This window comes from Candidatus Amarobacter glycogenicus (assembly GCF_016704105.1).
Lineage (GTDB): Bacteria > Chloroflexota > Dehalococcoidia > Tepidiformales > Tepidiformaceae > Amarobacter > Amarobacter glycogenicus.
Genome location: NZ_JADJAT010000006.1, coordinates 61,729 through 80,042 on the forward strand (window position 1 = coordinate 61,729; position 18,314 = coordinate 80,042).

The following is an 18,314-nucleotide window of genomic DNA, read 5'->3' on the forward strand; positions in this document are numbered from 1 at the left end:
GGCCGGCCGGCGGAAATGCCGGCCGTGTGGGTGTTCGATGCGTCCTAGTAGGGGACGGTGTCCTTGAAGGTCTGGAGGACCTTTTTCACGCGCTCTGAGAGTTCCGGCGTCATCACCGGGGTCGCCTGGATTTCGGCCATCAGGTCGCGTTCATTGCTGCCGAGGTACTTGCGGAGTTCGTTTTCGAAGGCACGGACCTTGCTCACCGGCACGTCGTCGAGGGCGCCGCCGGTGAGAGCGTTGATGACGACCACTTCCTCGGCGAGGCTGAGCGGGGTGAACTGGTCCTGCTTCAGCACTTCGGTCGCGCGCTGGCCACGTTCGAGCTGGCGCCGGGTGGCGGCGTCGAGGTCACTGGTGCCGAACTGGGCGAAGGCGGCGAGTTCTCGATACTGGGACATGTCGCCTTTGAGTCCGCCGGAGACCGACTTCATCGCCTTGGTCTGGGCCGAAGAACCCACGCGGCTGACGGAGAGGCCGGTGTTGATTGCCGGGCGGATACCGCTGTTAAAGAGGTCCGACTCCAGGTAGATCTGGCCGTCGGTGATGGAGATGACGTTCGTCGGGATGTAGGCCGAAACGTCGTTCGCCTGCGTCTCGATGATGGGGAGTGCGCTGAGGGAACCGCCGGCTTCGAGGCGGGCGGCGCGTTCGAGAAGGCGGCTGTGGAGGTAGAAGACGTCGCCCGGGTAGGCCTCGCGCCCGGGAGGGCGGCGGAGGAGGAGGGACATCTGGCGGTAGGCCCAGGCGTGCTTGCTCAGGTCGTCGTAGACAATGAGGGCGTCGCGCCCAGACTCCATGATCTCTTCGCCCATGGTGCAGCCAGTGTAGGGAGCGAGGTACTGGAGGGCTGCCGAATCGGAGGCATTGGCGGCCACGACGATGGTGTGTTCCATCGCCCCGTTTTCCTCGAGGATACCGACGACCTGCGCAACCTTGGCGGCCTTCTGGCCGATGGCGACGTAGATGCAGACGAGGTCGCCGCCCTTCTGGTTGATGATGGTGTCGAGGGCGATGGCGGTCTTGCCGGTCGAGCGGTCGCCGATGATGAGTTCGCGCTGGCCGCGCCCGATTGGGAACATCGCGTCGATTGACTTGATGCCCGTCTGGACGGGCTGGTTCACGCTCTTGCGGAGGGTGACGCCGGGAGCGATGCGTTCGATCGGCCGGGTCCGCGTCGTGTTGATGGGGCCTTTGCCGTCGATCGGGTTGCCGAGCGGGTCAACCACGCGGCCGATCATGGCGTCACCGACGGGGACTTCGATGACGCGGCCGGTGGAGCGGACCTCATCGCCTTCCTTGATGTCGGAGTAATCGCCAAGGACCACGGCGCTGACGGATTCCTCTTCGAGGTTCAGCGCGATACCCATGGAGCCGTTTCCGAACTCAAGGAGTTCGGAGAGCATGGCGCCAGACAGGCCGTGGATGCGGGCAACGCCGTCGCCCGCTTCGATGACGGTACCGACATCGGTGGCGGCGACGGAGGTGCCAAAGCCCTCAATCTGCTCCCGCAGGATGGACGCAATCTCTTCAGCGCGTACTGCCATTCCGGCCTACCTCTTCTTCCAACTCAATGAGTCCGCCCGCCTTAGCGGGCGCCCTCCAGCTCGCGGCGGAGCCGCTTGAGCCGGGATTTGACGCTGCCATCGACCAACCGGTCTCCGACTTTGACGACGACGCCCCCGATGATGCCGGGGTCGACCACGCTGGTGGCGCGAACGTCTTTGCCGAGCGATGAACTCAGGCGCGAAGCGATCGCGTTCAGTTGGTCGGACGAGAGCTCCACCGCGGTGGTCACCTGGGCGTGGGCGATGCCTTCGTTCTCATCGGCCATGCGCGTGAACGCACTGGCCACTGCGGCGGCATCGAGCGAGCGCCCCTTCTGGACGAGCAGCTTCGCCAGGTTCAAGACCATCGGCGAGACGGCGAGCGTCCTTTCGACCATGGCCAATCGCGTCTCGATAGGGAGGCTGGCGTTGGCCAACACCGGCGCGAGCTGCGAATCCGCCAGGACTGCCGCGACATCCGCGAGTTCGGCCCGCCAGGTGGCGAGGGTACCCGAATCCCTGGCGATGCCGAAGGCTGCCTGTGCGTAGCGTTTGGCCGCGGCGACGTCTGCCATCGTTAGTTCCCGCTGAAGTTCGACTCGGCGAGGGTCTCATCGATGACGCGCTGATGAGACTGCCGGTCGAGCGACTGGTTGATGACCTTTTCGGCTGCTTTCACCGTGATATCGGCAAATTCGCCCCGGAGGTCCGAGATGGCGCGGTCGCGCTCTTGCTGGATCTCGATGCGGGCCCGTTCGAGGGCGGCATCACGATCCTTCGCCGATTGCTCGCGGGCATCGGCCTGGATGCGCGTGGCAATGCCCTGGGCACCAGCCACGATCTCCTGGCCTTCCTTGCGCGCGGTATCGAGTTGCGCCTGGATGTTCGCCTGAGCCGAGGCAGCCTCGGCGCGAGCGATTTCCGCGGCGTTCAACCCTTCAGCGATCTTCTGCTTCCGCTCATCGAGCATCTTCAGGATGGGCTTGTAGGCCACCAGCCTGAGCACGAAGAGCAGGACGAAGAAGTTCACGACCTGCGCAATCAGCTGCGGAAGGTTGAGACCCAGTGCTTCGACTGCCTTGTCCATGCGGAACCCCTGCCGGCATAGGCCGGGACTAGATGACGAATGCGATGATGAGGGCGGAAAGCAGGGCGTAAATGCCGATGGCTTCCGCGAAGGCGACGCCGAGGATCATGTTGGTCTGGATGGCGGCGCGGGCCTCGGGGTTGCGGCCGAGGGCTTCCATTGCCTTGCCAACCAGCATGCCGATGGCGAGGGCCGGCCCGATGCCGCCGACGGCCATGGCGATGGCTGCGCCAATTGCCTTGGCGCCGTCGGTCTCGAGGATGACCAGGAACGGCAGAATGCTCAGAAGGTCCATGACTGACTTGCCTCCGTTGCACCCCTGCGGGTGCGATTTCGAATGACTATTGCGAACAGGCCTTAGTGGGCCTGGACTGCCCCTGATTGGTGCGCCGGAGTGTGATGGGCGTCGGCTTCGCCGCCTTCGTGCCCATCGTGGTGTTCTTCTTCGCCGTGGTGCTCGACCGCACCGACCGCGAAGACGAGCGTCAGCAGCGCAAAGACTGACGCCTGGATGAAACCGACGAATAGCTCCAGCCCATAGATGACGTCCACGAAGAGGAACGGCATGAGGAAGGTAAGCATCAACACGAGCACTTCGCCCGCGAAGATGTTGCCGAAGAGGCGGAAGCAGAAGCTGATGACGCGGATGAACTCGGAGAGGAGTTCGAGAATACCGACGAACGACATGATGCCGTTGAGGTTGAAGAACTTCTTGAGGTAACCCGGCCCGAGGGCCTGGAAACCCCAGAACTCGATGCAGAGGAAGGCGATGATGCCCATGGCGAGGGTGTTGTTCACGTCACTGAAGGTGCCGCGGAAGAACGGGATGACGAGACCGAGCTTCTTGCCGGGGAACTCGATACTTTCGACGCTGGCGTGGAGGGCCTCGCTCGGGATGGCATGGTGGCCGCCGGCGTGGGCTTCGCCTTCACCGTGTGAAGCGTCGGCAAGATGGACCTTAGGGGCTTTCGGGGCAGCTTCGAGAGCAGCGATGGCCGCCTCGACGTCTTCTTTCGCGGGCGCGCCGTGCTCGGCGCCTTCAGCCGCGTGGGGCTCGAAATCCGTGAATGTCTCGGCAAGGAAGATGATGTACCGGTCGGTGGCGATGCCGGCGGTGTCACCTGCCTCGACTTCGAACTCAACGGCCGTGGTGCGTGGCATCGCGACGGTCATGCCGCCGCTGTCTTCCATGAGCCATGCGCCCTGCTTGTCGCGATCCTCGAAGGGCGTGCCAATTTCGTCCTGTTCGGCGATCGTCTCGAAGATGTGGTGGTTCACGTCTTCGGTCTTGCCGACCGCATTGAAGAACGGGAAGAGGCCGAACCAGTTGTTCATGATCACCCAGATGAAGATCGTGGCGATGACCATGAAGAACTTTCGGCCGTTCTTCTCGCCTGCGATTTCTTCGACCTGGCCAAGGAGGAAGCCGAAAACGGCTTCGATGAAGTTCTGGGCACTTCCGGGCATGAGCGTAATGGAGCGCGTGCAGAGCCATGCGATGAGCACGATCAGGGCGAGCACGATCCACGAAGTGAGCAGGGTATTCGTGATGTTCAGCGGGCCGATGGCCCAGAGTTTCTCGGCGGGGACGATGATTTCCGGCTGCGGCCCTTGCGCGATGAAGAGGCCTACCGCCAGGAAAGCGATGACGGCGATTGCACCACCAGCGATGTAGACAGCTTTCAAATCAGCCCTGCTCTGGATCTGTGTAACTCACTTTGCGGATGAACGGCAGCAACATTCGGTAGCCACCGACCGCCGCAACAGCCAGCCCAACGACGATCCCAATCAGTGTGCATGTGGGCTCGAGACCGGTTTTCTCATCGGCCCACTGGCCGATAAGGACTCCGAGGATGAGCGCGATGGCGAAAAACCACCCTGCGCCGAGCAGTGAAGCAGATGGCACTATCCAACTGCCCACGTGCGCCTCCCCGGGGGCGCCCGGACTCCAGACCCCGCGCATCATAGGAGGATTGTGACGGAATGCGCAAGCGGAACCGGGACCCTTTCGGCCCCAATGTTACGCCTTTTTGGAATCGGGATTAGCCCCTGGGCTGGTCGAAATCATCGAGATCTAATCCTTCGATGAAATCCTTGAATGCACCGAGGCGTTCGAGTTCGGCGGGATCGACGGGACGCCCACGTTCGGGACGGGATCCGCCGACACCGGCAGGCTGGTTCTCTTCTTCGAGGACGACTCCTGCGCGGTCGAGGACGGAATCCTCGACGAAGATCGACGCCTCGGTCCTGACCGCGAGCGCGATGGCATCGGAGGGGCGGGAATCGACCTCCATGGTTTCGCCGTTCACTTCGAGGACGATGCGCGCATAGAACGTATCGTTCGAAAGGTCGCTCACGACGATGTAGGCGACGCGCGCGCCGAGCTGCTCAATGAGGTTGCGAAGGAGGTCGTGAGTGAGCGGGCGGGCGACAGACACATCCTGGAGGCGGACGGCGATGGCGTCGGCTTCGGCGGGGCCGATCCAGATGGGGAGGTAGCGATCTGAATCCTTTTCGCGAAGGATGACGACGCGCTGGTAGTTCATCAGGCTGAGCCGGATGCTCTCGATGCTCAGCTCTTTCACAGCCTTGTCCTCCGGGGAAGTTGGGCTCCCTTGGATGGATGATAGGTTCGGCCGGATCAGGGAGTCAATGAAGTGAATCAGGCCGGCGTGCCGCGCCCGGAAAGACCGGTTTCCTTCGGCTGCCGGAGATTCATGAAGGCGATGGCGCCAGTGACGCCCGCGACGAGCGCCATTACCGGCGGTACCCCGATGACATCGCTCAGCGCACCCGCAGCCAGGACGGGCAAGGACGAGGCGAGGGCCGCCATCGCCGCCTGCGTAGCGCCGACCCGGCCGCGCAGGTGAATCGGTACGCGGTCGTCCATCACGGTCTGGCCCGCGACGTTGACGACGGAGTAAGAAAAGCCGAGAGGCAACATCAACACCATGGCCATCACCCCGCCGCCATCGAACTTGCCGATCTGGACGTCGTTCAGCCAGGAGAAGTAGGCGTAGCCGCCGAGGAAGTCGGCTTCGGTGTTCACGAAGGCGAGCAGGGCGAGGAGCACAACGAACGAGAAGAAACCCACCGAGCTGAGAAAGGCGTGAGGCACGCGGTGGGCCAGGAAACCGGCGACGCGGAGCCCAAGGACGACACCGATGGCCCCCGGCATGAGGATGACGGCGCCGATATCGACCGGCAAATCGAGGATTTCACTGATATAGGCGGGGATGAGGCCGCTGAGGATGATGATGGCGGTAGACAGGAGCGTCAGTTCGATGGCGGCGTGCATTACCCGAGGGTCGGCCCGCATGGCCCGCCAGCCGGTAAGCCACCACGAACCGGGCACGTCCCCGCCAATTTCCTGGCGGTGAGACGAACTCGTCCGCCCGATCCACCAGACCTGGACGGCGGCGAGAGTGAAGAGACCGGCACAGATAGCGAACAACGCGCGCGGGCTATCGAAGAGGCGGAGGACGACCGGGGTGAGCACTGCCAGCCCGACGAGCTGCGCCGCTCCGCCCACGCCCTGGGCGATGGCGTTCGCCCTCGCCAGTTCGTGCCGGGCGACGATCGACGGGAGGATGGCGCCTTCGGCGCTGGAGGCGAACTGGGTGGCCGTGGCGAGCAGGACCGCGACCACGTAGTACGAGGCGACGCCTCCCTGGTTCCGGAGGAAGTAGAGGCAGATGCCCGCGCGGACGAGGTCGCCCAGGGAGACGAGGAGGCGCTTGGGGAGCACGTCGGCGGCGGTCCCGGCCACGATCCCGGCCACCGTGGCGGGGACGACGAGGGCGAGCACGAGGAGTGAACTGAGGAACGCCTTGCCAGTCTCCTCGACGATGAGGAGGACCAGGGCGAAGTTGATGGCATTCTGGGCGACGCGAGAGGAGAAGCGCGTGTAGTTGAGGACCCGGAACGGGCGCTGCTGGAGGAGGGGGACCGGACGAACCGGGGCGGCTTCAGGATTCACGCGGGACGAGCGCCTTCATCCGGGATTCGAACTTGCGGCGCTCGAGGACGACGCGGCGCTGGCAGGTGAGGCACTCGATGCCGATATCCGCGCCGGCGCGGAAGACCTTCCACTCCCAACCTCCACACGGGTGTTGCCGCCGCATACGGTACACCTCGCCTTCGGAAATCTCGGGGATCATGGGGAAGTGGCGGCAGCGGCGCGGAGCTCATCTCGCAGCTCGCGGGCAGCGGCTCCGGCAGCGTCGGCAAAGCCGACTCCCTCGCCGGCGTAAAGAATCGAGCGGCTGGCATTCACCACCATCAAGCCCGGCACGTATCCGGCGGCCCGGACCACGTCATCCGGTTTGCCGCCCTGCGCACCGACGCCAGGGACGAGCAACGGTGTCCCGGGCACGAGGCGCCGCACATCGGCCAGTTCCGCCGGGGCCGTGGCTCCGACGACGAGGCCGACGTTCGGGGACCAGCTCGTGGCTGTGAGAGCAACCTGCTGGTAGAGCAGGCGGCCGTTCTCCAGGCGCTGCTCCTGGAATTCGCGAGCACCGGGATTGGACGTTCGGCAAAGCACGAAGACGGCCTTCTCGGGGTAGGCGAGGAACGGGGCGATGGCGTCGCTGCCCTGGTAGCCGTTCACCGTGGCGCAATCGAATCCCCATGACTCGAAAAGGGCGCGAGCGTAGGCTTCGGCCGTATTGCCCATGTCGCCGCGCTTGGCATCGCAGATCACCGGGATGCCCGCCGGGATGGCCTTCAACGTCTGTTCGAGGGCGTGCAGCCCCGGGATGCCCCACTGCTCGTAGAAGGCGATGTTCGGCTTGAAACAGGCGGCGAACTCGGCGGTGGCCTCGACGATAGCTGTGTTGAAGGCTGCGACGTCTTCCACCCGGTGCTTGCGGAAGTCCGGGTCGAGGCCGACGCAGACGAGGGAGTCCACGGCCCGGCTGCGGGCTTCCAGTCGTTCAAAGAACCTCATCTCGTCGCCTCCATGACCGTGTGTTCGAAACCGAGGCGTTGCATCGCGGCCTCGAACGCGTCCCTATCGCCGGTGACAATCAGGTTCAGCGCACCCGATCGGCCGGGCTCCGCCCGCATCTCGGTCTCTTCCAGGACCTGCGCCGAACGGCGGGCTACAGCCTCGCTCGTGTCGATGATTTCGACTCCCGGGAAGAGCGCCGCGATATCGGCGGCAAGGAAGTGGTAATGGGTGCAACCGAGGACGACGGTATCGGCGCCGGCTTTCACCTGGGGGCCGAGCAGCCGTTCGAGCGTCTCCCTCGCCCGGGCTGTGCCGGCTTGTCCGGCTTCGACCAGCGCGGCAAGCCCTGTACCGGTGACGGCCGTGACGGTCGTCCCCCGGGCAAACTCATCGACCACGCGGGCATACAACTCGCCATCGAACGTTCCCTCGGTGGCGAGGATGACGACGCGCCCGGAACGGGAGCGAAGGGCAGCGGGTTTCACGCCGGGGACCATGCCGACAAACGGCACCGGGAAGGCCTTGCGAAGATCGCTGATGGCGGCCGCGGAGGCCGTGTTGCAGGCCACGACGATGAGCTTGACGTTGCTCTCGAGCAGGCGGCGCGTGAGTGCGAACGAACGCTTCCGGACTTCCGCCGCGGGGCGCGGGCCGTACGGAAACCAGGCTGTATCGGCCAGGTAGACGACATCCTCTTCCGGTGTGATGTCCCGGAAGGCCCGGAGGACGCTCAGGCCGCCAACGCCTGAATCGAACATCCCCACCGGGCGGTTATCCATCGGCTGAGAACGATACCACGGGCGGTGCGCGAAAGGCCCCGCGACGCGATGCTGCGGGGATGGTTGAACAGATTGATATTGCGATGACTCCGGCGGAAGCGGAGGCGAAGGAACCGGGCGCCACCTACATCGTCGTCGACGCGGTACGGGCGACGACGACGATCGCTGCGCTCTTCCACCGGGGATTGCGGCGCCTGCGAGTTGTGGGGGGATCGACGAAGCACGGCGGTTGCGGGCCGCGGGTGACGTGATCCTGTTCGGCGAAGAAGGCGGCCTTCGCCCTTGGGGCTTCGACTACGGGAACTCGCCTGCCGAAGCTGCGACGCTCGATTTGGAGGGCCGTGAGGCGATCCTGATGACTTCGAACGGGACGAAGGCCCTGTGCGCGGTGGCCAACCTGGGACTGACGGCGGCAGGAGCGCTCGTGAACCTGACGGCGATAGCGGCATTCGCGGAAACGCACCGGCGCGTGGTGGTGGTCTGCTCGGGAAACGCCGGAGCGCGGACGTTCTCGCTTGAGGACTTCGCGGCGGGCGCGTGCATCGTCCAGCTCCTTCATCAGCGGCACCCGGCTGCCCGGCTGGGAGACGCGGCACTGCTCGCCATCGAGATGAAGGACCCGGCACGCCTCATCACTCGGTCGGAGCATGCGGACGTGATGCGCCGCCTGCAGTTCGACCGTGACCTCGCGTTCGTCATGAGCGTGGACCGGGCGCCGTGCGTGCCGCTGATAGTGGAACACGGCGAAGGCTGGGCCGTGCTCGAGGCGCCCGGATCCTGACACTCAGGGCTGAGGCTGGTTGGCTTCGTGCTGCCAGCGGCGGCGAAGATCCTCGATCGTCCGCACATCAGGTTCGCGACCGGCGTAGCGAGCGGCTTCGAAAGCGCGTGTTATGTCGTCTGTGACTGGCGATGCGAAGGTGGTCCTCAGTTCCGGGGCGAACTCGCGCGCGGTCTCGCCATCCGGACGGGAGTGGCCGGCGCGTTCGGCCCGTTCGAGGACTTCAAGATAGAGCCGAGTTGCCTCGGTGGTGGCATAGCCCGGTTCGCGATGGCCCCCGCGGCGGAAGAGCGAGCGGAAGAAGGCGCCGACATCCTGGCGAAGGTCGCCGACGGCGACTGCCTGGCGGTCATCGTCCAGGCGCACGGCGGCGCGTTTGCGAAGGCGCAGGAACACGCTGACGAGCAGCCCGGCGACGGCGAGGAAGACGAGAAGCGCGAAGGTCCGGAGGATGAAGACGCCCGTGCGGCTCGCGGGGGGCTTGTCCGTGTCGTCCGGGTTAGCGGCCTCCCGACTGAGGTCGCTGACGCCCTCCCCTAGCTGGGGGAACGGGTTGGCATCGCCGAACATCGCCGCGAAGAACTTTTCGAGGAGCCAGGCGAACGGCGTGAGGATGATCGTGAGCGTCCACTCGACGGCACTCCCGATGATGGGTCCGATGATCGGCCCCACGAAGGCGGTGAAGATGCCGATGACAATAAGCCCGACCGTCGCGACGGCAGCGGTGCCGGCGAGCAGGATGCCCGCTGTGCTGCCGGCGCGCAGTTCGCCGAAGGTGGCGCCGCTGAGCGAGAGCTGCGCCGAAACGAGCGAGAGGATCGCCATCACGTAGAAAGCCGCGCCGGCGCGGCCGACTTCGCCCGAACGGTCGGTCGCTGCCCCGACGACGACCACCGTCGTGACCAGCGCGAAAGGAATGGCGAAAGAGCGGGGGATAGCCTCCATCTCGATTTCATCACCGGAGCGCAGCGTGGCGCGCGCCCAGGTCGCCAAGAGGAGGATAGAGCCCGTAAGCGCGTGGCCGCCTTGCTCCGTCGTTTGCGATGTCTCCGTGAGGAAGTTGCCGGCCCACGCGAAGTCCCAGACAGCCACGTCGCCGGCCGATTGGACCCGCACGAGCAAGTAGATGAGACCGAGGCCGCCCAGCGCCGTCAGGATGTAGGCCTTGCGGCTGGTTAGCTCGAAGCCTTCCACGAGCCGTGGCAGGCCGTAACCCGCGACGGCGACGATGCAGAATGACCATGCACCGAAGGCGTCCGGGTCCGAAGGCGCATACCCCGCGGCGATGAGTTCGGCGATCGTCGCGAAGATGAAGGCATCGGCGAGGAGAGAGGCGAGGATGGCGAGGCCGGCGATCAATTGAACACCCCCTCACGTTCGAAGGCCCCACCGACCTCGCGCATGGCGATCCCGGCCGGGAGCTGGGCACGCACCCGGTCCGAGGTGGCGATGACGAAGAGGTGATGCCCCTCGTCACGCAGGCGCGCGAGGACGCCTGCCAGCGCGGGCGGCATGAGCGAGGCAATGACGACGAGGGTCGAACCCGCCGGGAGCTTGCCGCTCTCCCGCTGGATTGCGCCGGCGAGGTCGCCCATGGTGAGCGGCTGGATGACGGCGAGTGATTCGAGGATGCGGGTGATCTGGTCGCGGGAACGGGACGGAGGGAGCCGGATCGGCCGGTCCGCATCGGGGAAGGCGCCATTTGCGAGGATACCGACGGCGTAGCGCGCCCCGGCCGCCCAGGCCGCCACGGACGCCGCGACCGAGACGATTCGCTCAAGTTCCTCCTTGAGGTAACCCTCCCAGGAGTGCTCCATCGTGTCGATGTTGACGAGCAGGTAGATCTGCTGGGTGGCGGACGGTTCGTAGACACGGGAGCGGAGGTCACCGGAGCGGGCGGTCGCCTTCCAATCGATCCGGCGGAGCGGGTCTCCGGGGCGGTACTCGCGGAGCCCGGCGATGCGGAGCGGGTCTTCGAAGACGCGGTTACCGCCTTTGCGCTCTCCGAAAGGGCGGTCGGATGGCAGGCCGAGGTCGGCCATCGGCAGGACCCGTGGAAAGACGGTGATGCTCTCGCGCCGGCCATCATCCATGGTGCGCGGAAATGCGCCCAGGAGGTCGGCGGACTTGACCGTGCCAGGCCCGAAGGCGTGGTAGCCGCGTTCGGTTGGCCGGAGGGTGAAGTGCCAGCGATGTTGCTGGTACCAGCCAAGGGAACCACGGCGATGCAGCCACTTGAGGCCGGGGACGGCCGCCGCCCCTAGCGTTTCGCCCTCGACGGGGAGCGCTTCGCCGAGGGCGAAACGCCATTCATACCAGGGGAGCGGCAGCGGCTTCTTGTTGCTGAGTTCGATATCGAGGCCGATTTCCTCGCCGATGAAGGCCCGGCGTTCGCTCGGGTGACGCGTGAGCGTGACGCGGTCGAAGAGGTGTTTGCTCCAATACCGGGCGACCGCGCCGAGGACCACGATGACTGTCCCAATCAGCCCGATCGAAGACTCGGAGGCGCCAAACCCCACGAAGATGAGGAGGATGCCGACCGCGAGCCAGGCGTCGCGAAAGGGCATCGCTACCCCTCGATCGGGACGGGGACGCGCTGAAGGACTTCGGCGAGCACTTCATCGGCGTTGCGTCCCCGCAGGCGCGCCTGGGTGGAGAGGATGAGACGGTGGGGAAGGACGTAAGGAGCCATGGTCTTGACGTCATCGGGAAGGACGTAGTCACGGCCGGAGACGGCGGCGAGGGCACGAGCGGTTCGGAACAACGCAAGGCTGCCGCGCGGGCTGGCGCCGAGTTCGAAGGCGGGGTCTTCGCGCGTGGCCTGGACGATGCGGACAGCATAGCGGCGGACGGCGGGTTCAACGTGCAGGTGGCGGAGGGCGTGCGCCAGGCGCGTCAGTTCCTCGCCGGTGATGACCGGCTTGAGGGTATCCATCGGGTTCTCGCCTTCGAAACGGCGCAGGATCTCGTCCTCCTCGTCCTCGCCGGGGTAGCCGAGCTTGAGCCGGACGAGGAAACGGTCCAGCTGGGCCTCGGGAAGCGGAAAGGTCCCTTCGAGCTCGACCGGGTTCTGCGTCGCCACGACGAGGAAGGGGCTCGGGAGCATTGTGGTGACTCCCTCAACGGTGAGCTGGTGCTCTTCCATGGCTTCGAGGAGCGCCGCCTGGGTGCGTGGGGTGGCGCGGTTGATCTCATCGGCGAGCACGACCTGGGCGATGAGTGGGCCTTCGCGAAATACGAACTCGCCCAACTTCTGGTTGTAGTAGTTGATGCCGGTGATGTCGGACGGCATGAGGTCGGGCGTGAACTGGATGCGCTTGAACGTGCAGCCGAGGGACCTGGCGATAGACTTGGCGAGGGTAGTCTTCCCCAGGCCCGGGACGTCTTCGAGCAGGATGTGGCCTTCGCAGAGAAGGGCAACGAGGGCGAGCCTGACGACATCGGGCTTGCCAACGATCACAGCTTCGACGCTCGCCTGGAGGCGCTCGGCCGTGGATTTGATGAGAGCGACGTCTTCGATGGAGAGGCGGTCGGCGATTGTCACCGGCGGATGGTACCGGTAGGGAGCCGGACAGCGCGAGCTAGGGTGAACGGCGCGGCCTCCGTACACTCGCCCCGATGACCACCGTCGAACGGGTCGAACTCGCCTACAACAACGTCTACTTCGTGAGCGACGGGAGTTCGCTGGTCGTCATCGACACTGGCCCGGACTACCGCGGCGCCCGCGAAGCGATCAGCGATGCGCTTCGCGGCCGAACACCCGACATCGTCGTTGCAACGCACGGCCACCTGGACCACGCGGGACTGGGAAAGTGGTGGCAGGAACGCGGTTGCGCCGTCCTCCTGGGGCGGGACGACATGCCGCAGACGATGGGACAGAGCGACCGCGACATCGACCTGATGGCGGCGTACCTCGAGCACATCGGCGCGCCGGAGGCCATCAAAGCGGAGGCGATTGCCGCGTTGGATGCGCGGCGCCGCTGGGCCTCCGAGATGCGTACATCGAAGGCGTACATCGACGCACGCGACGGCCGCTGGCCGACCGCCCTTCGGTACGAGCCGTTTGAGCCGCTGAGGACCATCACTGAGCCGACGAGTTTGGCCTGCGGTCTGACCGCGCAGCCAAGTCCCGGGCATACGCCTGGGAACCTCGTTGTCGTCCAGGCGGAGGAGGGATGGCTGTTTTCCGGGGACCAGCTCCTCCCGGAGATCACACCGACGCCGGCGATCCAGTTCCACGCGGGTGCGCGGTTCGCGAGCCTGCCGCGCTTCCTCGAATCGCTGCGGACCTTGCGAGCGGAGTTACCGGGGAACGCGCACGGCTTCCCGGGCCATGGCGAGCCATTTGCGAATGTCGACGAGGTGATTCGGGCGAACCTCGAGCAGGCTGAACAGCGCTCTACCCGGTTGATCGAGGAATTGCGCCAGGATGGAGCGATCACGCTCTATGGGCTGGCCGAGCGAATGTACCCTCGCGCCCTCCGCCGGCGCTTCTGGCAGATCGTCGCGACGATCCAGGGACAGCTCGACTTGCTGGAGGAAGCCGGCCAGGCTGCATACGCGGAGGGCCGGTGGTCGACCTGAGCGTCAGGCCGCGGCCAGCCCCGTCTCGGGCACGAGCCGCCTGTGGTCGACCCAGAGCGTGAGCCTGTCGCCGCGACGGAGGACGCCGTTGAGGTACGCCAGTTCCGAGGTCTTCCCGGGCGCCGCGACCGGCTGAAAGTCCTCGCGTGAGACGGTGACTACCTCTTCGACGGCATCGACGAGCAAGGCCACCGGCCCTTCAGCGGACTCCACGAGGATGAACCGCGCCTCGGGATTGGACTCGGGGACCGGGACGCCGAACTTCCAGTGCAGGTCGAACACCGGCACCACGTGCTTGCGGACATCGGCGAAACCCAGGACACCCCCGGGCGCGCCGGGAGCGGCGGTCACGGGAAGGATCGGCAAGATTTCGTCGACCGACTCGATATCGAGGCCGTAGTGCGTTTCGCCGACGCGGAACAAGACGAGTTGCCTGGGCGGGCGCAGGACTGCGACTTCAGCCATGGGTTCCTCCAAGTAGTACCGAGATCATCGGCCGGCGGATGTCTCTCGCTTAGCGCGTGAGGCACTTTGTTACTATGAGGGCGTGAGCTTCGCCGAGGCGGCAACGCAGCGCCTGGAAACGATCGGTTTTCGCTCGACGGCGCCGCGGCGGGCGGTGCTCTCCGCCATCCAGGACGCCCCGGGGCCATTCACGATCGAGGACCTCCTGGCCGAACTCCCGTCGGTTGGCCGGGCGACGGTGTTTCGGACGATCAAGCTCTTGCAGGAACTCGAACTGGTCTGCCGCGTACCGCTTGAGGACGGGACGGCCCGCTATCAACTCTCGGAAGGCGGGCACCATCATCACCTGGTCTGCCGGACATGCGGCGCCGTCGCGGAGTTCAGCGACCTGGAGATCGACACCCGGATCCAGGAACAGGCGAGCACCCACGGGTTCGCGCTGCAGGGCCACAGCCTTGAGCTCTACGGGCGCTGTCGGGACTGCCGGCGACGGTAGGGAGTTCCCCGCCGATGCACGGCTCAGGTAGGCTTCTCACCGGGCCGGGGTGGCGGAATGGCAGACGCAGCTGGCTTAAACCCGGCGGCCGCAAGGCGTGTGGGTTCGAATCCCTCCCCCGGTACCACCTGGAGGCGCAGAAGTGCCAGACGGAAGCGAATCCGCGGCTCAGTGCCCGGATCGAACGGCCGTGAAGTCATCTCGCGGGGCCGCCAGACGGCGGCGGAGGCGCCTGAATACACGGCGAAGTCCTTCGAGTGGAACCTGCCGTGGACGATCCAGTTCCCACATGCACTCGAGGTATGTCGGAAAATCGGCGGCCTTGCGGTACAGGCTGCGACCGGAAGAGAGACGAGCGTAGCGGGTTAGGTACCGGAGGACCTGGAAGCCAGCGCCGTATCCAGCTTGCTGGGCCCGGAAATCGAGCCGCTGGAGGCGGCCCGGCGGCACTCTCCGGAGCTCCTCAATTGTTGGTCCAGGGATCGAAGGTTCGTAGTCAGCGGCGAACTCGAGTGCCGCGGCCATCGACAGAGTGACGCTGCGTCGGACTGACTGGCGGACCAGGTACTCCCAGTCGAAAGCGCGTCCCGCCGCGCGCACGACGACCACGGTGTCGACGACCCAGCGTAACGAAGGCACCGGGTCCCAACGCGTGCCGTGGACACAGGCGTTGATGACGTGGTCTTCCGAACGAAGAGTCGTGAGAGCGTCGTCGCCGACGCGTCCCTTCGCGAGATGCTCGAAGAGGCTGGAGTCGACATCTGGCCAGCAGTTCTCCTCGAGCATATACCGGTGGAGGTCGACTTCGACGCTGTCGGGGCTGGCCAGGGGCAGCGCGTGGAAAACCCTGATCCGGCGAAAGTAGTCTTCTCGGTCTCCGCGCAGGGGTTGCCATCCGGCATTGAGGAGCGCGCCGGCAGCCTTCATGAAGCCCGGCGGACGGATGAGCAGATCGACGTCGTGCATCGGGCGGAGTGCGGGTTCGGGATAGGCGGTGGCGATCAGCCCGAGGCCTTTGAGCGCGATAGGCTCCACACCGGCTGCGCGAAGCGTCGCTACCGCGCGCAACGCTGCGCTGACCGCGAGGCGGTTGCGGTACCACGCCTGGCGATAGATCCCCTTCAACTGGCCGAGCTCGTCCTCGCCCAGGCCGGCATCCTTCAGATTCCGGTAGACCATGGGCAGGTTGCGGAAGGTCGCGGCGTCCATCGCGTCCAGGCTGCCGGTGAGATCCTGGAGCCGCCGCCATGCTTCAAATGCGGCGGGCGCGGGGAGCAGCGCCGCGCCGAGCGCCGCCCGCTGCGTTGGCGTCGGCTCGCGCAGCTTCACGAGCCGCGTCGCCTTTCAAGGGCTGCGCGGAGCACGCGGGCGTAGTCCACTCGCGAGCCTGACTCCGTGATGCCGGTGTTGGACGTGTGGATGCGCCGCCGCAGGGTCACGTCCGGGATCGTCTCGACACGCAGGCCCGCTTCCTGCGCGCGGGCCCACCAGTCGATGAACTCGCCGACTTTGATGTCTTCGCGGAAAGGGCCGACGCGATCGAAGCCGGCCCTGCGGAACAGGCCGGAGCCGGCGACGAAGCCTGGCGTCGGCTCTCGTTCTCCGGTGCGTTCGCCAAACTCGATGACCTCGCCGAAGACCACGTCGGCGCCGGATTCGCCGGACCGGGCGAGCAAAGCAGCGAGGCGGCCCGCGGGCCAGATGTCATCGGCATCCAGGAAGGCGAGGAATTCACCACGAGCCGCAGCGATGCCGGTGTTGCGTGCGACACCGATGCCGCCGTTCTCTCGCCGCAAGAGGGCAACGTCGGGGTACTGCAGGGCGACGGCGGCAGTTTCATCGGTCGAACCATCGTCGACCACGATGACCTCGCCTGGGGCGACCGTCTGGGCGAATACGCTCTCTATGGCCTCAGCGAGAAATCGCGCGGCGTTGTAGGCGGGAATGACGACCGAGACGGTTTCACCGGTCATCTGATCGCCCTCCGGGCGCGCTTGCGCTCAACGGACTCTCGGAGAATGTCGAATACCACGCGCCTGTTCTGGATCAGGCCGGTTGCGTTGGCGCCATGGATGTGGCGCTCGAGGCCTATTTCCTCGGCCACCAGATGGCTGATCCCAAGGTCCCAGGCGCGTGACAGCCATTGGGTGTCCTCGCCGAGGGAACGCGCTTCGTCGAACCCGCCGACCCGTTCGAAGACCGCCCGGCGCACAAGCCAGGCGGAAGGCTCGTACGCGGTGACCGCCGAGCCGTCGGTCGGGCCATAAAACCACTCCGGGATGTCGACGGAGAAGCGGTGTATCACGCGACAGAGGACAAGGCCCGCCTCGGGACATGCCTCGCCGAGCGCGACCTGTTCAGTAAGCTTCCGCGGGAACCAGCGGTCATCCGCATCGAGGAAGGCGAGCCACTCGCCCGCGGAAGCTGCCACCGCCAGATTCCTGGCGCGAGAGACGCCCCCTTTTTCCAGGCGCAGGCAGCGGACGCCAGGGAACGACTCGGCCACCTCAGCGGAGCCATCGGTCGACCCGTCGTCAGCGACGATGACCTCGATCGGGCGGTACTCCTGGGCGAAGACGGACGCGAGCGAATCGGGCAGGAAGTGCGCTCCGTTGTGCACCGGGATGATGACGGAGACGAGGGGGTTCATTCGAGGGCGGTCGACCTCTCGGCAAGGAAGTCCCGGATAGTCTCCGCTATTTCGCGTCGCTCCGTCCCCAGCTGAAGCGAGAAGCATGGGATTTGGCGAACGAGCCGGCCCATCGTTGCCAGCCCCTCACGGTCGGCCGAGGCCATCTGGAGCAGCGTGCTCGGGGCGAGGGCCGCCAGGGCAGCTGCCGGGCCAGCCGGGGCTATGACCGTCCGCTTCTCGCCCGTTATTCGCGGCACGAACACCGCCGAGAGGGTGCGGCTCATTGGCAGCAGGTCTCGAAATGCCGGGTAGAGGATGGCGACTCCCTTCTCGGGCGCCACGCGATCCCGGTTCACGACGAAGGCGTCGAGTTCGGGGAAGCGCGCAAGTTGGGCGTCATGGAGCTTGGCGGCCGCGTAGACCGAGTGCACCCGCGGCTCATCACCGAGTTCGAGCAAGCAGTGATCGTCGCCGAGGTACTCCAGCCCTGCGAGGAGGCAGGAAAGAGCCGTGCTGGACTTACCGGAACCGCTGGCGCCGACGATGAGCGCAGCGTGACCCGCCCATGCGACCGCGGCCGAATGGAGGAAGACCATGCCGCGCTCGGCCATCGCCCAGGCGATGATCGCGCGGAAGCCGCCCGCGATATCGCCGTATGTCAGGCTGGAGGCGGCCGGGACCCAGTAGATCCCGGCCTGAGTTCGCGAGTCGAACACCGTCAGGCCGGGATCAGGGCGAAAGTAGGTCCAGCGTTGGCCGCCCCCTTCGCTCATGGCCGGGAGGCTCTGGGCGTAGACCGTGCCCGGCGTGGGGAGTTCCTTCGGGAGCCCGATGCCTGTCGACTCGCTGTCCCAGGCGCGCACCGTGGTGGCGGCAGGGCCACCGGCGGTGCGGAGGTGTTCGAACGGTGCGCCGAGGCGCGGCAAAAAGGGCCGAACCGGCAAATTCGAAGAGCAGGCGCACGCCACCAAGGACAACGGGCATGGGCA

The 18,314-nt window shown here is 66.0% G+C and carries 23 protein-coding genes and 1 tRNA gene; 5 read left to right on the forward strand and 19 right to left on the reverse strand.

The genetic code is table 11. The annotated features are described in order from the left end of the window. Positions 1-44: 44 nt before the first annotated feature. From atpA to murI, 11 genes are all read right to left on the reverse strand, one after another. Positions 45-1,547 (reverse strand): F0F1 ATP synthase subunit alpha, encoded by a 1,503-nt coding sequence (gene atpA / locus IPG14_RS09685; protein ID WP_343383987.1) that lies wholly within the window; start codon positions 1,545-1,547, stop codon positions 45-47. 41 nt (positions 1,548-1,588) lie between these two features. Then, positions 1,589-2,122 (reverse strand): F0F1 ATP synthase subunit delta, encoded by a 534-nt coding sequence (locus IPG14_RS09690; RefSeq protein ID WP_343391658.1) that lies wholly within the window; start codon positions 2,120-2,122, stop codon positions 1,589-1,591. A 2-nt stretch (positions 2,123-2,124) separates the two neighbouring features. Next, complete coding sequence (gene atpF, locus IPG14_RS09695; protein WP_343383985.1) at positions 2,125-2,634, reverse strand: F0F1 ATP synthase subunit B; 510 nt, start codon at positions 2,632-2,634, stop codon at positions 2,125-2,127. 28 nt (positions 2,635-2,662) lie between these two features. Further along, entirely contained in the window at positions 2,663-2,929 is a 267-nt protein-coding gene (gene atpE / locus IPG14_RS09700) for an ATP synthase F0 subunit C (RefSeq protein ID WP_343383984.1), read from the reverse strand. A 62-nt stretch (positions 2,930-2,991) separates the two neighbouring features. Then, positions 2,992-4,320 carry a F0F1 ATP synthase subunit A gene (locus IPG14_RS09705; RefSeq protein WP_343391659.1) on the reverse strand — a complete coding sequence of 443 codons (1,329 nt, stop codon included), beginning with the start codon at positions 4,318-4,320 and terminating at the stop codon, positions 2,992-2,994. 1 nt (position 4,321) lies between these two features. Continuing rightward, positions 4,322-4,555 carry an AtpZ/AtpI family protein gene (locus IPG14_RS09710; protein ID WP_343383982.1) on the reverse strand — a complete coding sequence of 78 codons (234 nt, stop codon included), beginning with the start codon at positions 4,553-4,555 and terminating at the stop codon, positions 4,322-4,324. 121 nt (positions 4,556-4,676) lie between these two features. Next, a complete protein-coding gene (locus tag IPG14_RS09715; protein ID WP_343383981.1) occupies positions 4,677-5,219 on the reverse strand; it encodes a bifunctional nuclease family protein in 543 nt (180 codons plus the stop codon). Positions 5,220-5,296: 77 nt separating this feature from the next. Then, positions 5,297-6,613: an MFS transporter gene (locus IPG14_RS09720; protein ID WP_343391660.1), complete on the reverse strand. Its 1,317-nt coding sequence runs from the start codon at positions 6,611-6,613 to the stop codon at positions 5,297-5,299. Further along, positions 6,603-6,794, reverse strand: coding sequence for a DUF951 domain-containing protein (locus tag IPG14_RS09725; protein ID WP_343383979.1), 192 nt, complete (start codon positions 6,792-6,794; stop codon positions 6,603-6,605). Before IPG14_RS09725 ends, IPG14_RS09720 begins: the two co-directional genes overlap by 11 nt. Next, a complete protein-coding gene (gene pyrF, locus IPG14_RS09730) occupies positions 6,791-7,585 on the reverse strand; it encodes an orotidine-5'-phosphate decarboxylase (protein ID WP_343391661.1) in 795 nt (264 codons plus the stop codon). Before pyrF ends, IPG14_RS09725 begins: the two co-directional genes overlap by 4 nt. Beyond that, positions 7,582-8,367 carry a glutamate racemase gene (gene murI / locus IPG14_RS09735; protein ID WP_343391662.1) on the reverse strand — a complete coding sequence of 262 codons (786 nt, stop codon included), beginning with the start codon at positions 8,365-8,367 and terminating at the stop codon, positions 7,582-7,584. The genes pyrF and murI overlap by 4 nt, the downstream gene beginning before the upstream one ends. 59 nt (positions 8,368-8,426) lie before the next feature. On the opposite strand from murI, the gene IPG14_RS09740 reads away from it, so the two are divergent. Continuing rightward, on the forward strand, positions 8,427-8,618 hold the full coding sequence (locus IPG14_RS09740) for a hypothetical protein (RefSeq protein WP_343391663.1): 192 nt from the start codon (positions 8,427-8,429) through the stop codon (positions 8,616-8,618). Next, positions 8,597-9,148 (forward strand): 2-phosphosulfolactate phosphatase, encoded by a 552-nt coding sequence (locus IPG14_RS09745; RefSeq protein ID WP_343391664.1) that lies wholly within the window; start codon positions 8,597-8,599, stop codon positions 9,146-9,148. Before IPG14_RS09740 ends, IPG14_RS09745 begins: the two co-directional genes overlap by 22 nt. A 3-nt stretch (positions 9,149-9,151) precedes the next feature. Here the strand turns inward: IPG14_RS09745 and IPG14_RS09750 are convergent, their stop codons facing one another. The 3 genes from IPG14_RS09750 to IPG14_RS09760 are packed head-to-tail and all read right to left on the reverse strand — an operon-like array spanning position 9,152 to position 12,692. Further along, entirely contained in the window at positions 9,152-10,507 is a 1,356-nt protein-coding gene (locus IPG14_RS09750; RefSeq protein WP_343391665.1) for a DUF4129 domain-containing protein, read from the reverse strand. Beyond that, positions 10,504-11,715, reverse strand: a complete 1,212-nt coding sequence (locus IPG14_RS09755; protein ID WP_343391666.1) for a DUF58 domain-containing protein — start codon at positions 11,713-11,715, stop codon at positions 10,504-10,506. The genes IPG14_RS09750 and IPG14_RS09755 overlap by 4 nt, the downstream gene beginning before the upstream one ends. A gap of 2 nt (positions 11,716-11,717) precedes the next feature. Then, a complete protein-coding gene (locus tag IPG14_RS09760) occupies positions 11,718-12,692 on the reverse strand; it encodes a MoxR family ATPase (RefSeq protein WP_343391667.1) in 975 nt (324 codons plus the stop codon). Positions 12,693-12,766: 74 nt separating this feature from the next. Here IPG14_RS09760 and IPG14_RS09765 point away from each other — a divergent pair, with 74 nt between their 5' ends. Continuing rightward, a complete protein-coding gene (locus tag IPG14_RS09765; RefSeq protein WP_343391668.1) occupies positions 12,767-13,732 on the forward strand; it encodes an MBL fold metallo-hydrolase in 966 nt (321 codons plus the stop codon). A 3-nt stretch (positions 13,733-13,735) separates the two neighbouring features. On the opposite strand, the gene IPG14_RS09770 is transcribed toward IPG14_RS09765, so the two are convergent. Beyond that, complete coding sequence (locus IPG14_RS09770; RefSeq protein ID WP_343388490.1) at positions 13,736-14,197, reverse strand: chemotaxis protein CheW; 462 nt, start codon at positions 14,195-14,197, stop codon at positions 13,736-13,738. A gap of 82 nt (positions 14,198-14,279) precedes the next feature. Here IPG14_RS09770 and IPG14_RS09775 point away from each other — a divergent pair, with 82 nt between their 5' ends. Together IPG14_RS09775 and IPG14_RS09780 are read left to right on the forward strand one after the other, a co-directional pair. Next, entirely contained in the window at positions 14,280-14,693 is a 414-nt protein-coding gene (locus IPG14_RS09775) for a Fur family transcriptional regulator (protein WP_343383970.1), read from the forward strand. A 43-nt stretch (positions 14,694-14,736) separates the two neighbouring features. Further along, a tRNA-Leu gene (locus IPG14_RS09780) sits at positions 14,737-14,820 on the forward strand. A gap of 41 nt (positions 14,821-14,861) precedes the next feature. Here the strand turns inward: IPG14_RS09780 and IPG14_RS09785 are convergent. The 4 genes from IPG14_RS09785 to IPG14_RS09800 are packed head-to-tail and all read right to left on the reverse strand — an operon-like array spanning position 14,862 to position 18,269. Continuing rightward, positions 14,862-16,022 (reverse strand): nucleotidyltransferase family protein, encoded by a 1,161-nt coding sequence (locus IPG14_RS09785; protein ID WP_343391669.1) that lies wholly within the window; start codon positions 16,020-16,022, stop codon positions 14,862-14,864. Next, entirely contained in the window at positions 16,019-16,666 is a 648-nt protein-coding gene (locus tag IPG14_RS09790) for a glycosyltransferase family A protein (RefSeq protein WP_343391670.1), read from the reverse strand. The genes IPG14_RS09785 and IPG14_RS09790 overlap by 4 nt, the downstream gene beginning before the upstream one ends. Further along, positions 16,663-17,343: a glycosyltransferase family A protein gene (locus IPG14_RS09795; protein ID WP_343391671.1), complete on the reverse strand. Its 681-nt coding sequence runs from the start codon at positions 17,341-17,343 to the stop codon at positions 16,663-16,665. The genes IPG14_RS09790 and IPG14_RS09795 overlap by 4 nt, the downstream gene beginning before the upstream one ends. Then, a complete protein-coding gene (locus tag IPG14_RS09800) occupies positions 17,340-18,269 on the reverse strand; it encodes a hypothetical protein (RefSeq protein WP_343391672.1) in 930 nt (309 codons plus the stop codon). Before IPG14_RS09800 ends, IPG14_RS09795 begins: the two co-directional genes overlap by 4 nt. Positions 18,270-18,314 lie beyond the last annotated feature (45 nt).

Coding starts and splice junctions, on each gene's coding strand:
- IPG14_RS09790 (WP_343391670.1), bottom strand. CDS start 16,666: ATGACCGGTGAAACCGTCTCGGTCGTCATTCCCGCCTACAACGCCGCG.
- IPG14_RS09765 (WP_343391668.1), top strand. CDS start 12,767: ATGACCACCGTCGAACGGGTCGAACTCGCCTACAACAACGTCTACTTC.
- IPG14_RS09690 (WP_343391658.1), bottom strand. CDS start 2,122: ATGGCAGACGTCGCCGCGGCCAAACGCTACGCACAGGCAGCCTTCGGC.
- IPG14_RS09770 (WP_343388490.1), bottom strand. CDS start 14,197: ATGGCTGAAGTCGCAGTCCTGCGCCCGCCCAGGCAACTCGTCTTGTTC.
- atpE (WP_343383984.1), bottom strand. CDS start 2,929: ATGGACCTTCTGAGCATTCTGCCGTTCCTGGTCATCCTCGAGACCGAC.
- murI (WP_343391662.1), bottom strand. CDS start 8,367: ATGGATAACCGCCCGGTGGGGATGTTCGATTCAGGCGTTGGCGGCCTG.
- IPG14_RS09725 (WP_343383979.1), bottom strand. CDS start 6,794: ATGATCCCCGAGATTTCCGAAGGCGAGGTGTACCGTATGCGGCGGCAA.
- atpF (WP_343383985.1), bottom strand. CDS start 2,634: ATGGACAAGGCAGTCGAAGCACTGGGTCTCAACCTTCCGCAGCTGATT.
- IPG14_RS09740 (WP_343391663.1), top strand. CDS start 8,427: ATGGTTGAACAGATTGATATTGCGATGACTCCGGCGGAAGCGGAGGCG.
- IPG14_RS09795 (WP_343391671.1), bottom strand. CDS start 17,343: ATGAACCCCCTCGTCTCCGTCATCATCCCGGTGCACAACGGAGCGCAC.
- pyrF (WP_343391661.1), bottom strand. CDS start 7,585: ATGAGGTTCTTTGAACGACTGGAAGCCCGCAGCCGGGCCGTGGACTCC.
- IPG14_RS09755 (WP_343391666.1), bottom strand. CDS start 11,715: ATGCCCTTTCGCGACGCCTGGCTCGCGGTCGGCATCCTCCTCATCTTC.
- atpA (WP_343383987.1), bottom strand. CDS start 1,547: ATGGCAGTACGCGCTGAAGAGATTGCGTCCATCCTGCGGGAGCAGATT.